Raw genomic sequence first — 12,075 nt, 5'->3', positions numbered from 1 at the left:
GAGCAAGCCTAGAAGCCCCAATCCGGATCGATGTCCTCCGGATGCTTCCCGCTGAGGTCGGCGAGGCAGGAGACCAGCTCGTCACGGATGATGAGCTGCAGATCCACCCTGCCCACGGCACGCTGTTCGATGGGACGGCGGTACAGCACAATACGGGCGGGAATGCCGTGGTTGGCGGGGAAGCTCTGGGAAAGGAACGCACGTCTGGTCTCCCATGAGACGGGTGCCGAGGGCGGCACGTCCTCCACGGCGCATTGCACGCCGTCCAACAGCTGCGGCCAGGCCGCGTTCAGCCTCTTGAGCTGCGCCACGACCATGCTGTCGAACATGCCGGCCTTGGTGCGGTATCGGGGCATACGGATGCCAAACGTCGCCTGCCGGTTGCCCCGGCCATGCCGGTTGCGGTAGACTTTGCGTTCCCAGGGCAGCGGGGTGCCTCCGGTGCGCAGCATGCCTGCGGATGTCGTTTTCTCTTCGGTCATGGCATACAGCCTAATCGCCGAACGGACGTTTTGCCCGGTGTTCCGCCGTCTCTCGCGGGTTGTGGCGGCCGTCTATGCGATAATGCTAGGTATGCCGTCTGCCGGATGGCGCGTGGGTTTTCTTCGTCAGGGATAGGAGTCTGTATGGGTGCCGTGACCATTCATCGCTGGGATGAAGTGGACTATGCATGGCTGGAATCGCACATCGGGGCCATCGGATTCGATCTCGACACCACGCTGGCGAAGTCGAAGACCCCGATGACGCCGCAGATGGCCGAGGCATTCTCCGAGCTGACGCATCATATTCCCTGCGCAGTGGTCTCCGGAGGCAAATACGAGTTGTTCTCCCGACAGATCATCGCCAGAATCGGCGACATGGCAGATCGGAGGAACCTGCATTTCATGCCCACCAGCGGAACTCGGTACTATGCGTGGAACGGTGACGACTGGGAATGCCGATATGCCCACGACCTCAGCGAAAGGGACCGGGATGCCGCCATCGAATCACTGACCAGACATGCCAAGGAACAGGGGCTGTGGCTGCCGGACGACCGCATATGGGGAGACCGACTCGAGGACCGCGGCAGTCAGATAACGTTCTCCGCGCTCGGCCAGCTCGCGCCGGTGGAGGCGAAGGAGGCATGGGACCCCGACCGTAGGAAGAAGAATCGCCTCGCCGCCGCGGTCGCGGCCGATCTGCCGCAGCTCACCGTCCGGTCGGGCGGGTCGACCAGCGTGGACGTGGTCGCCCGCGGCATCGACAAGTCATATGCCATCCGTGAGCTTTCCGGCATTCTCGGCGTGGACATCCCCCGCATCGCGTTCGTGGGGGACCGCATGGATCCCGATGGCAACGATTATCCCACGGCGGTCGCCGGGGCGTACGCGATTCATGTTTCCGGCCCCGACGACACCCTGCGTGTCATTCGGAATCTGCTGAACGTCTTTTCCCACCGCTGATTGCGACGCCATGTCTCCGGTGGCCGTCGGGGCACGTTCGTCAACATCGTCTCCACGGCTGGACCATCCGCATTCGCATCGGGTATGGTTCGAACATGGACGACAACGAATCAGGAACACTGCTGCGGCTGATACGTGACATCATGCTGCCACGTGGCTGTGCCGGCTGCGATATGCCGGATGAGCGTCTCTGTGCGGGGTGCACCGCGGGATTCCGTCGACGCGTCGTACGAACGGTACCCGCCACCATGTGCTCCGGTGGACGTGTCCTGGCATGCGGATGGTACAGGGAAGGCGTCCGCCGGGCCATCCTGCGATGGAAGGACCACGGAGACGAGGAGATCACCCCGGACCTGGCCGCCATGATGCGGGAACGCGCACGGAACGGCGCCGTGGAACGGCTGATGGATGTCGACCGAAGTGTCATGGTCGTACCGGTTCCCTCATCGCCGAAATCGCTGCGTCGCAGGGGACGCCGCCATACCGTTCCGTTGGCCGAGGCGGTATGCGCGCATCTGACCTCATGCGGTCTTGACGCCGTTGTCATGCCGGCGCTATCGATTACCGGCGTACGGACGAAATCCGTACAGGGGTCGCGGGTGGGACAACGTGCGGCACGACTGTCAGGGCATATCCGCGTGCGGAATCCGGAGGCGCTGCGTGGTGGCCAGATTCTGCTGGTGGACGATATCATGACCACGGGCGCCACCATACGCCAGTGCTCGCAGACGCTGCGGGACCATGACGCGACGGTGGTCGCCGCCATGGTCCTTGCTGCAGTCGCCTATTGCGCGACGTGATTCTTGGGCAGTGCGATTTCGAAGTTGGCGCCGCGCTTGTCGGGCACCACCTTGACGGTGCCCCCATGAAGGCCCGCCGCCCAGCGGGCGATGGACAGGCCGAGTCCGGTTCCACCCGACCCGGTGCCCGGACGGCCCGCCCCCTTGACGTAGCGACGGAAGATATCATTGCGGGCCTCTTCGGGAATCTGCGACCCGTAGTTCACGACGTTGGTGATGATGGTGCCGAGACTGGTGTCCTCATGCACTTCGATCAGTACGGACGTGCCGTCAGGGGAGTGCTTCAACGCATTGGCGATGATATTGGTGAACAGCTGGCTGAGACGGTCCTGGTCGCCCTCCATCATGAGATGGTCGGGGACCTCAAGATGAATGGTGTGGTTGTGGCCGCCGTCCGCAATCTCCAGAGGTTTGATGGTCTCGTCGAGGAATCCGCCGAAGTCGAAGCGTTCGACTTCAAGACTGGCCGCGCCGGCTTCGACGCGCGACATATCGAGCAGGAAGGCGATGAGGTCGGAAAGCCTGTGCGTCTGATTGAGAATACCCTCGAGGTTCGCGGGGGTCGGTTCCACCACGCCATCGGCCATGTTCTCCACCAGCGCCTGAAGCGCCGACACGGGAGTGCGCAGCTCATGGCTCACATTGGCGACCATGTCCCTGCGCATCTGATCGGCGTGCTGCAGCTCGGCGGCCATTTCATTGAAGGACCTGGCGAGCTGTCCGACCTCGTCGCGGGAATTGGTGACGCCTTCCACGCGCACGGAATAGTCGCCTTCGGCCATGGCCTCGGCGGCATCCCTCATCTGACGCAGCGGCGCGGTGAGACCATGCGCGAAGAAGTATGTGATGCCCAGGGCGACGACAAGGGTGAGCGGCATGGCAATCCACCCGCTCCACCCCCATTTGAGGAAATGCCAGGCCAGCACGAACGCTATGGCCGTTGCTATGACGATCAGTACGCTGAGCTCCACCTTCAGGGAGGACAGCATGCCTATGGGCCGGTCCCGCAGCGCGCGTCGCTTCTGACGGGCGGCCTGCCCCTTGCGTTCGGCCATGGTCACTTGGCTTCCGGCGGTTCGAAGGCGTATCCGACGCCATGCACGGTGCGGATGAGTTCCGGCCCGAGCTTATGGCGCAGCGCCTTCACATGGGAGTCGACGGTTCGGGTTCCGGAGGCATCTACCCAGTCCCATACCTCCTCGAGCAGCTTCTCACGGGTGAGCACCGACTTGGGACGGCGCGCCAGCGTGGCGAGCAGATCGAATTCGGTCGGGGTGAGGTGTACGGGCTCGCCCTCGAAGGTCACGATGCGCTGGGCAGGATCGATGACCAGGGTGCCGAAGTCGAGCAGCTTCTCGTTTTCGGAGTTCTTCGCGATGACCTTCGCCCGCTCGACACGGCGCAGCAGCGCCTTGCAGCGGGCGATCAGCTCGCGCATCGAGAACGGCTTCGTCATGTAGTCGTCGGCACCGGCTCCGAGACCGATGACCTTGTCGGCCTCGTCGTCGCGGGCCGTGAGAATCAGCACGGGGACCGGGCGGCTGGCCACGATGCGTTTGGTGGCCTCGAGGCCGTCCATCACCGGCAGCATGATGTCCATGATGACCAGATCGGGCTTCAGCTGGGACGCCGCCTGCACCGCGCTCGCGCCGTCACCAGCCACACGGGCGTTCCAGCCTTCCGCGGTCAGACGCTGGGCGATGGCCGTGGCCAGCGTGGGTTCGTCCTCGACAACGAGAATCGTGCGCTGCTGGGTGTGTGTATCAATGCTGTTCATCGCCATTAATCCCTTTGATCCCTTGATATATATCCAATCAGATGTGTCTTAGCGTATATCATACGTAAGGCCAGGATTTCAACCTGGCCTTACGTTATCAGATGAGCGATGCTCCCGTCATCGGCGATTCTATGCCTTGGGCTTGAGGAACAGGGCGCCGAGTGCGGGGACGGTGATCTTCACCGAATACGGACGCGAGTGGTACTCGCCCTTCTCGGCGACGATGTCGGTGTTGCTGATCCCCGAGCCGCCGTATTCCTCGGCGTCGGTGTTGAGGATCTCCTCCCATTCGCCGCCGCTGGGCAGCGGGACCTGATAGTCCTGCCAGGCGCAGCCGGAGAAGTTGACCACGACCACAATCGGATTGCCCTTGGTGTCCAGACGCATGAAGCTCAGGACGTTGTGGTCGGCGTCGTCGCTGGTGAGCCACTGGAATCCCGCGGGATCGAAGTCCTGACTCCAGAATTCGGGGCTCTTGCGGTACAGCTCGTTCAGGTCGCGTACAAGCTTCTGTACGCCCTGATGGTCGGGCCAGTTCAGCGCGTTCCAGTCCACCGAGCTCTTGTAGTCCCATTCGCCGTACTGTGCGATCTCGTTGCCCATGAACGTGAGGTTCTTGCCCGGATGCGCCCACTGGTAGGCGAACAGGGCCCTCACGCCGGCGTACTTCTGCCAGTCGTCGCCGGGCATCTTGCCGAACAGCGCGCCCTTGCCGTATACGACCTCGTCGTGGCTGATGGGCAGCACATAGTGCTCGGAGTAGGCGTACATCATCGAGAAGGTGATCTCGCCGTGATGCCACTTGCGGTTGACGGGCGTCTCATGCAGGTACTCGAGGGTGTCGTGCATCCATCCCATGTTCCACTTGAGACCGAATCCGAGTCCACCCTCGCTCGTCGGCGCGGTCACGCCCGGCCATGCGGTGGACTCCTCGGCGATCATCATGATGCCGGGGTTGCGGCCGTATGCGGTGGCGGTGGCCTCCTTGAGGAAGTCGATGGCCTCGAGGTTCTCGCGCCCGCCGTACTTGTTCGGACGCCACTGGCCGTTCTCGCGGCTGTAGTCGAGATAGAGCATCGAGGAGACGGCGTCCACGCGCAGACCGTCCACATGGAACTCGTCAAGCCAGTAGCAGGCATTGGCCACGAGGAAGTTGCGCACCTCGTTGCGTCCGAAGTTGAACACGTAGGTGCCCCAGTCGGGGTGCTCGCCGCGCAGCGGGTCCGGGTCCTCGTACAACGGCGTGCCGTCGAAGCGCGCCAGCGCGAAATCGTCCTTGGGGAAGTGGGCGGGGACCCAGTCCATGATCACGCCGATGCCGGCCTGATGGAAGGCGTCGATGAGCTTCTTGAGGTCGTCGGGGTTGCCGAGACGGGACTGCGGCGCGTAGTAGCCGGTGACCTGATAGCCCCAGGAGCCGGTGAACGGATGCTCGGCGAGCGGCATGAACTCCACATGGGTGAAGCCCATTTTCTTCACGTAGGGCACCAGCTCGTCGGCGAGCCTGCTGTAGTCCATGCCGATCTTCCAGCTGCCGGCGTGGACTTCGTAGATGCTGACGGGGCCGGAGTGCGGATCGGTGTTGCGGCGGTGCTCCATCCATTCCTCGTCGTGCCACTCGTGCTTGGAGTCCACGACGACCGATGCCGTCAGCGGGGGAACCTGGTGGAGGTTCTCCATCGGGTCGGCCTTCTGCTTCCATTCATGGTTGGCGTTGAGGATCTCGTACTTGTACAGCTCGCCGGCGCCGACGTCGGGGATGAAGATCTCCCAGATGCCGGAGGAGCCCAGCTCCCTCATGGCATGCTGGCGGCCGGACCAGGAGTTGAAGTCGCCGACGACGCGTACGGCGTGCGCGTTCGGGGCCCATACCGCGAACGAGGTTCCGGTGACCGTGTCGGGGGAGGAGCCGTCCGGGTCTCCCATGACGTCGTCGTAGGTGCGCACATGCGCGCCGAGCACCTCCCAGAGGCGCTCATGACGGCCTTCGCCGAAGAGGTACATGTCCATTTCGCCGACGGTGGGCATGTAGCGGTAGGGGTCGTCCACCAGTGCGGTGTCGCCGCCTTCGTAGGATACGCGAATGCGGTAGTCGGGGGTTGCATAGCCTTCGCCGTCCGTGGAGGCGATTGCGGGGATGACGGCGGTGAAGACGCCGTTCCACTCATGTTCGGCGGTGTACTCCCCATCCTCGGTCACGATGACGACGTGCTTGGCGAAGGGGCGCAGGACACGAACGGTGGCGTAGCCCTCGCCGCCTGCCTCGTCGTTGAGATGGGCTCCCAGCACGGTGTGCGGGTCGTAGTATACGCCGTTGCTGACATCATCCAGAATCGCATGGTCGACGCTGACCGGCTGCGGGATGGCATTGTTTGTGTTGCTCATACAAACGAGTGTACGAAATGATTTCGTGAAAAACGCTTAACGACGTGTTGATTTTTTGAACGTTCAACATGTGAGCGTTCTCTTTTGGATTTCGCCCCCTTGGGCGTATATACTGAAATTTCGCTCGCTCATGACTATAAGTCCAACCTCCGTGCAATCATAAGATGTCTTCTTTAATCTATAGAGGGGCTTGATACATGACTTACCAGGTTGGCGATACCGTTGTCTATCCGCGCCATGGCGCAGCGAAGATCGAAGAGATTACCGAGCGGGAGATGAACGGCGTCAAGCGCACGTATCTCAAGCTTTCCGTGCTGTCGTCCGACGGTCTGGTGATTCAGATTCCGGCGGAGAACGTCAAGAAGGTCGGTGTGCGCGACGTCGTGGACGCCAAGGCCGTCTCCAAGGTGTTCGAGATCCTGCGCACGCCCATCGTCGAGGAGAAGACCAACTGGTCCCGCCGCTACAAACTGAACGTGGAGAAGATCGCCACCGGTGACGTGAACAAGATCGCCGAGGTCGTGCGCGACCTCGCCCAGCGCGACGACGACGAACACGGCCTGTCCGCCGGTGAGAAGCGCATGCTCACCAAGGCCCGCAACATCCTCACCTCCGAGATCTCGCTGAGCGAGAAGCTGAGCGAGGAGGAGACCCAGCGTCTGCTCGACGTCAACCTCGGCTACCGCGATCCCGAGCCCGGCGACGACAAGCATCATACGAAGAGCCCCAAGGAACCGGCCAGCGAGACGCTGAACCGCATCGAGGCGGAGGCCAAGGCCGCGAAGGGCAAGAAGAAGAGCACGAGGAAGTCGGCCAAGTAGCCGATGGCGGACGTGACGAATATGCGCATCGGACAGGGTTTCGATGCGCATCGTTTCGCCCCCTCCGGCACGGGGCGCGAGCTGTGGCTCGCATGCCTGCGCTGGCAGGAGGACGAGCGGCGGGGATGCGAAGGGGTGCTCGGCGATTCCGATGGCGACGTCGCCGCGCATGCCGTCATCGACGCCGTGCTCTCGGCCTGCGGTCTCGGTGACATCGGCACGCTGTTCGGCGTGGGCCCCCGCAGCCTCGGCTCCGGCATGCATGGCGACGCCATGTTGAGCGCCGTAGGCGATCATGTGCGGGAGCATGGCTGGACCATCGTGAACGTCGGTGTATCCATAGTCGGCAATGCCCCCCGCATCGGGCGTCGTCGCGACGAGGCCCAGCATGCCATGTCCGGCGCCTTGGGGGCGCCGGTGAGCATCACGGCGACGACCACGGACGGCATAGGGTTCACCGGTCGTGGCGAAGGCGTCGCAGCCATCGCCACGGCATTGGCCGTCCGCGGCTGAGAACGGCCTGCCATCACGGTCAGCGATTGCGGAAGACGATCTTCGCGATCGCCCACATCGCCGTGCTGAGCGTGACGATGACGAAGCTGGGCGGGGTGGGGAACATCGCCGAAAGCACCAGTCCGCCCCAGATGCTCGCCAGGCACAGCACGCACGACACGATGATGGCCGCGAATGGGGATCGGGTGACGATCGACGCCGTCGCCGCAGGTGTGACGACCAGGGCGAAGATCAGCAATGTACCCACCGCCGGCACAGCCACGGTGATGACCCCGGCCATGATGGCCATGAACAGCACGTTCATCGCACCGATGGGCACGCCCTTGGCCCGTGCGACCTGCTCGTCCAGCGAACTGAACAGGAGCGGCCGGTACACAAGCGACACCACCACCAGCAGCAACGCGTCGAAGATGGCGAAGCCGACGATCTGATTGTCGGTGATGGTCAGGATGGACCCGAAAAGAATGGACTGCATCTGCTGCGAGGCGCTGGAGGAAAGCCTCGCGAAGAACAGTCCCAGACCCGTGGCGAACGCCAGCACGGTGCCCGTGGCGATTTCGCGCTCGGAGACCTTTTTGCCCAATGCGCCGATGACCAGCGCCCCGCCCAGCGCGAATGCGCCCAGGCCAAGCGAGACGGGCAGTCCGAGCAATACGGCGCCGGTCGCGCCGGGGAGCCCTATGTGCGCCAGCGCGTGGGCGGCGAACGTCGAATGCCGCGTGATGGTGAAATACCCCATGATTCCCGCGGCGACGGCGATCAGCAGTCCCGCTTCGATGGCATTGACCATGAACGGTGCCGTGAGGACGCTCATCCATTCGGGGTCGAAGGCGAACTGTATGGTCATCGATTCATCTCCTTGGCCTTGGTGCCTGCGATATGTGCATCGGCATGGGTTCCTCCGTCCTTCGGATCCCCGTGCTCGTGGAAGTGGGCGGCCTCGCGTACGTCATGGGTGTCCTGGAGGCGCTCCTCCGGCTCGAGCTTGCGGTTCGGGGTCACGAACATGTCGCCCTGGGGCGTGGTGACGACCTCCACGCGTGTGCCGTAGAGATGCGTGAGCAGATCGGAGTCCAGCACCGAACGGATGGGGGAGTAGTGCGGATGCCCGTCGAGCAGGTAGATGGCTCCGGTGAGGATGGGCAGCAGCATGTTCAGGTCGTGGGCCACGACCTCGATGGTCATGCCCCATTCATGGTTCAGACGGGCGAGCAGTTCCACGACCGAACGCTGGCTGGCGATGTCGAGATTGGCCAGAGGCTCGTCAAGCAGCAGCAGTTCGGGGCTGCATGCCAGCGCCTGCGCGATGGCGGCGCGCTGGCGCAGGCCGCCGGAAAGCTCGTTGAGCCGGTAGTCGGCCTTGTCGGCGAGCCCGACGAATTCCAGGACCTCCTGTGCACGCCGTTTCTCCTCCGCGGAGACGAAGTGGATGCCGAACTTCGTGCCCGTCAGCCCCAGTATTACCGACTGCCGTGCGGTGATCGTCGAATCAAGCCCCGAAGTGTAGGTCTGTGGTACGTAGCCGATGCGTTGGTTGCTTTGGCCCGCCGGCCGCCCCAGTACCGTGATGTCGCCTTGGGATGTGGGGATCAGGCCGAGCTCGGCGTCCAGCAGCGTGGTCTTTCCGGCTCCGTTGGTGCCGACCACCGCGGTTACGGTTCCGCGCGGAATCGCGAAGTTTCCATGTGACCAGATGAGTCTTCCGCCGCGTCGTACGGCGGCATCGTGAAGCACGACGGCGTCGTCGTGGGCAGTGGGGGAGGTCATGATGCATCATCTCTGTTCAGGTTTGGAATACGGGATATTGCTAATGAGAATAGTAATCAATATTCATGGATTTCGTCCACTTCGTCGTGTTGCGTGTGTAAATGCATGGCGCCTGTGCCCGCGGATATGGCCGCGGGCACAGGCGCCATGACTCTGCCTGACCGTCTGCTGTGCGTCCGGAACTACTTGGAGCCGGCGTCCGATGCCGAGGATGACGGGCTCGGTGTGGCTTCCGGCGACGTGGCGTCGGAAGCCAGGGCCTTGTCGAACTCCGTGACCAGCGAATCCATCCAATCGACCAGACTGTCGTAGCGTTCGGGAACCTGCTCGGTGACGTTCACCACGGGGACGTCGGACTTATGGGCGGTGCCGGTGATGAGATTGGTGGTGTCGGACGCCTCCTGGGGATTGTTGATGAGCATGCCGGCCTTGTGCTTCTCCAACAGCGTCTGCAGGTCCTGCACATCGGCGGGTGCGGGTTCCCCGCCGTTGAGCATCGTCTGGGCGTACTGTTCGGGCGTGACGTCCCTGACGTTCAGGTCGCTCATCAGATAGTAGGCCACGGATTCGGTCGAGGCGTAGGTCGCTTCGGGGTGCTTTTCGGAGAACTTATCCATGGAGGTCTCGAGCTCGTCCTCGTCCTCCTGCCATGCGGCAAGCCGCTTGGCGAAATAATCCTTGCTGTCGGGCTTGATCTTCGAGAAGGCCTCGCTCAGTTCCTTGGCCATGGCCTTGCGGGCGTCCTTCGAGAACCACAGATGGGGATTGTCTCCATCCGAGGCTCCCACGGTCGTGGCGGCCGTCACGACCGTGGTGTCGCCGCTGACGGCCTTCGTCGCCCACTCGTCGTATCCGGCGCCGTTCGCCACCAACACCTTTGCCTTCGACACGGTCGCGATGTCGCTGGTCTTCGGTTCGAAGTCATGGGCGTCCACATTGGTGGAGCCGAGGATGGAGGTGACGCGTACCTGGTCACCGCCCACCTCCTTGGCGAGCATGCCCCACTGGTTGATTGACGCGACCACGGCGATCGGATCGAACTGCGCGGTCGAACCGGAGCCTTCCTCCGTCGACTGGGTTCCCGAGCCGCACCCCGTCGCCGCGAGAACGGCCGCGCATACCACTGCCGCCGCCGCGCCCCTCATGCGCGCCGCGGCATTCCACATGGTGAACAACGTCATAACAATCAACACCGCCTTCTGCTGCCGGCCCGGGAAACCGTTCGGGGACATCCTCGTCGCATCCCCGAATATGCGTTCGCATAATATCGTTCATCGGGCTGTTTTCACGATAGCCTATGATGCGGAGTATCGAATCCGGCGACACGGAAGGACATTTACGGATATGGCACAACGTTTGGATGGCAAGCAGGCCGCCGCGGCTATCAAAGCCGATCTGGCCGAGCGCGTGGCGAGGCTCAAGGAGCAGGGCGTGGTCCCGGGGCTGGGAACACTGCTCGTCGGTCATGACGCCGGCTCGGTGAAGTACGTCGCCGGCAAGCATCGTGACTGCGCCGAGGTCGGCATCGCATCCATCGCCGAGGAGCTTCCCGAGGACGCCGGCTACGAGGAGATCGCCGAGGCGGTCCGCAGGCTCAACGAGAATCCCGCGTGCACCGGATTCATCGTGCAGCTGCCCCTGCCGCGAGGAATCGACGAGAACAGGATCATCGACCTCATCGATCCCGCCAAGGATGCGGACGGCATGCATCCGTACAACCTCGGCGAGCTGGTCCTCCATCCCCGCGGCGAGCTGTCCACCCCGCTTCCCTGCACCCCACGCGGCGTCGTGGAGCTGCTGTCCATGAACGGCATCGATCTGAACGGCAAGCATGTGGTCGTGCTCGGCCGCGGCATCACCATCGGCCGCACCATCGGCCTGCTGATCGGCCGCAAGGAGATCAACGCCACGGTCACGCAGTGCCACACCGGTACCCGGAACGTGCATGAGCTGATGCGGCAGGCCGACGTCATCGTGGCCGCCATGGGCAGCGCGCACTTCGTCAAGCCCGAGGACGTCAGACCGGACGCCGTGCTCGTCGACGTCGGGGTGAGCCGCGTCACCGACCCCGAGACCGGCAGGTCGAGGATTCTCGGCGACGTCGATCCCGCCGCCCGCGAGGTATGCGGCGCCTATACGCCGAACCCCGGCGGAGTCGGACCGATGACCCGCGCCATGTTGCTGCGCAATGTCGTTGAAATCGCCGAGCGTTCGCTGCGTTGATCCCGTCCCCGTGCTGCCCCGTCCGGTGGGCTGTCCGTAGGTGGCGCTGAGGCGACACCATGGAGCCGAGGTGATGCGGGTCGTATGAGGGCGTGTCGTATCGCGACTCGTCCACGGAGCCGTCAAGCGGACAGTCCGGTGGACTGTCCGTAGGCGACGCCGAGGCGACACGACGGAGCCGAGGTGATGCGAGTTGTATGAGGGCGTGTCGTATCGCGACACGCCCGAATTCCTTATAGCCTTTTTGACCATGCCTGGCGGTACTCTTAAAACTTGCGTGTACGGGAGTATGCGTGCATAACTGAATATCGAGTAATTATCCATCCATCTATTGAGAAACCATATAC

12 protein-coding genes are annotated in these 12,075 nt (G+C 63.2%); 5 read left to right on the top strand and 7 right to left on the bottom strand.

Annotated elements, in window-relative coordinates:
• Window positions 1-8: 8 nt before the first annotated feature.
• On the bottom strand, window positions 9-482 hold the full coding sequence (locus CS006_RS07510; RefSeq protein ID WP_243386874.1) for a metallopeptidase family protein: 474 nt from the start codon (window positions 480-482) through the stop codon (window positions 9-11).
• A gap of 144 nt (window positions 483-626) precedes the next feature.
• On the opposite strand from CS006_RS07510, the gene CS006_RS07505 reads away from it, so the two are divergent.
• Entirely contained in the window at window positions 627-1,442 is an 816-nt protein-coding gene (locus tag CS006_RS07505; protein ID WP_100511187.1) for an HAD-IIB family hydrolase, read from the top strand.
• Between the two features lie 95 nt (window positions 1,443-1,537).
• Window positions 1,538-2,242, top strand: a complete 705-nt coding sequence (locus tag CS006_RS07500; RefSeq protein WP_100511186.1) for a ComF family protein — start codon at window positions 1,538-1,540, stop codon at window positions 2,240-2,242.
• Here CS006_RS07500 and CS006_RS07495 read toward each other — a convergent pair.
• The 3 genes from CS006_RS07495 to glgB all read right to left on the bottom strand — a co-directional run bounded on the left by CS006_RS07495 (window position 2,227) and on the right by glgB (window position 6,404).
• Window positions 2,227-3,297: a sensor histidine kinase gene (locus CS006_RS07495; RefSeq protein ID WP_100511291.1), complete on the bottom strand. Its 1,071-nt coding sequence runs from the start codon at window positions 3,295-3,297 to the stop codon at window positions 2,227-2,229. The genes CS006_RS07500 and CS006_RS07495 overlap by 16 nt on opposite strands.
• Before the next feature lie 2 nt (window positions 3,298-3,299).
• Window positions 3,300-4,019: a response regulator transcription factor gene (locus CS006_RS07490; protein WP_100511185.1), complete on the bottom strand. Its 720-nt coding sequence runs from the start codon at window positions 4,017-4,019 to the stop codon at window positions 3,300-3,302.
• A gap of 129 nt (window positions 4,020-4,148) precedes the next feature.
• On the bottom strand, window positions 4,149-6,404 hold the full coding sequence (gene glgB / locus CS006_RS07485; protein ID WP_100511184.1) for a 1,4-alpha-glucan branching protein GlgB: 2,256 nt from the start codon (window positions 6,402-6,404) through the stop codon (window positions 4,149-4,151).
• 197 nt (window positions 6,405-6,601) lie between these two features.
• Between glgB and CS006_RS07480 the strand changes: the two genes are divergently transcribed.
• Both CS006_RS07480 and ispF read left to right on the top strand, forming a co-directional pair.
• The gene (locus CS006_RS07480; RefSeq protein WP_100511183.1) at window positions 6,602-7,225 is read left to right on the top strand and encodes a CarD family transcriptional regulator; all 624 of its coding nucleotides are present in this window, start codon (window positions 6,602-6,604) and stop codon (window positions 7,223-7,225) included.
• Window positions 7,226-7,246: 21 nt separating this feature from the next.
• Window positions 7,247-7,738 carry a 2-C-methyl-D-erythritol 2,4-cyclodiphosphate synthase gene (ispF, locus tag CS006_RS07475; RefSeq protein ID WP_100511290.1) on the top strand — a complete coding sequence of 164 codons (492 nt, stop codon included), beginning with the start codon at window positions 7,247-7,249 and terminating at the stop codon, window positions 7,736-7,738.
• 19 nt (window positions 7,739-7,757) lie between these two features.
• On the opposite strand, the gene CS006_RS07470 is transcribed toward ispF, so the two are convergent.
• From CS006_RS07470 to CS006_RS07460, 3 genes are all read right to left on the bottom strand, one after another.
• Entirely contained in the window at window positions 7,758-8,585 is an 828-nt protein-coding gene (locus CS006_RS07470; RefSeq protein WP_100511182.1) for a metal ABC transporter permease, read from the bottom strand.
• Window positions 8,582-9,505, bottom strand: coding sequence for an ATP-binding cassette domain-containing protein (locus tag CS006_RS07465; RefSeq protein WP_100511181.1), 924 nt, complete (start codon window positions 9,503-9,505; stop codon window positions 8,582-8,584). Before CS006_RS07465 ends, CS006_RS07470 begins: the two co-directional genes overlap by 4 nt.
• A gap of 182 nt (window positions 9,506-9,687) precedes the next feature.
• The gene (locus CS006_RS07460) at window positions 9,688-10,686 is read right to left on the bottom strand and encodes a metal ABC transporter solute-binding protein, Zn/Mn family (RefSeq protein WP_243386872.1); all 999 of its coding nucleotides are present in this window, start codon (window positions 10,684-10,686) and stop codon (window positions 9,688-9,690) included.
• Window positions 10,687-10,849: 163 nt separating this feature from the next.
• Here CS006_RS07460 and CS006_RS07455 point away from each other — a divergent pair, with 163 nt between their 5' ends.
• Window positions 10,850-11,728 carry a bifunctional methylenetetrahydrofolate dehydrogenase/methenyltetrahydrofolate cyclohydrolase gene (locus CS006_RS07455; RefSeq protein WP_100511180.1) on the top strand — a complete coding sequence of 293 codons (879 nt, stop codon included), beginning with the start codon at window positions 10,850-10,852 and terminating at the stop codon, window positions 11,726-11,728.
• The last annotated feature ends 347 nt before the right edge of the window (window positions 11,729-12,075 follow it).

Source organism: Bifidobacterium primatium (assembly GCF_002802875.1).
GTDB lineage: Bacteria > Actinomycetota > Actinomycetes > Actinomycetales > Bifidobacteriaceae > Galliscardovia > Galliscardovia primatium.
Note: the sequence above shows the minus strand (reverse complement) of the source record. Positions and strands in the feature narration are given on the sequence as shown.

What these genes read in the sequence shown, in the direction of transcription:
- ispF (WP_100511290.1), top strand. Translation starts at nt 7,247, where the DNA reads ATGCGCATCGGACAGGGTTTCGATGCGCATCGTTTCGCCCCCTCCGGC.
- CS006_RS07465 (WP_100511181.1), bottom strand. Translation starts at nt 9,505, where the DNA reads ATGACCTCCCCCACTGCCCACGACGACGCCGTCGTGCTTCACGATGCC.
- CS006_RS07460 (WP_243386872.1), bottom strand. Translation starts at nt 10,686, where the DNA reads ATGACGTTGTTCACCATGTGGAATGCCGCGGCGCGCATGAGGGGCGCG.
- CS006_RS07495 (WP_100511291.1), bottom strand. Translation starts at nt 3,297, where the DNA reads ATGGCCGAACGCAAGGGGCAGGCCGCCCGTCAGAAGCGACGCGCGCTG.
- CS006_RS07500 (WP_100511186.1), top strand. Translation starts at nt 1,538, where the DNA reads ATGGACGACAACGAATCAGGAACACTGCTGCGGCTGATACGTGACATC.
- CS006_RS07490 (WP_100511185.1), bottom strand. Translation starts at nt 4,019, where the DNA reads ATGAACAGCATTGATACACACACCCAGCAGCGCACGATTCTCGTTGTC.
- CS006_RS07510 (WP_243386874.1), bottom strand. Translation starts at nt 482, where the DNA reads ATGACCGAAGAGAAAACGACATCCGCAGGCATGCTGCGCACCGGAGGC.
- glgB (WP_100511184.1), bottom strand. Translation starts at nt 6,404, where the DNA reads ATGAGCAACACAAACAATGCCATCCCGCAGCCGGTCAGCGTCGACCAT.
- CS006_RS07505 (WP_100511187.1), top strand. Translation starts at nt 627, where the DNA reads ATGGGTGCCGTGACCATTCATCGCTGGGATGAAGTGGACTATGCATGG.
- CS006_RS07455 (WP_100511180.1), top strand. Translation starts at nt 10,850, where the DNA reads ATGGCACAACGTTTGGATGGCAAGCAGGCCGCCGCGGCTATCAAAGCC.
- CS006_RS07480 (WP_100511183.1), top strand. Translation starts at nt 6,602, where the DNA reads ATGACTTACCAGGTTGGCGATACCGTTGTCTATCCGCGCCATGGCGCA.
- CS006_RS07470 (WP_100511182.1), bottom strand. Translation starts at nt 8,585, where the DNA reads ATGACCATACAGTTCGCCTTCGACCCCGAATGGATGAGCGTCCTCACG.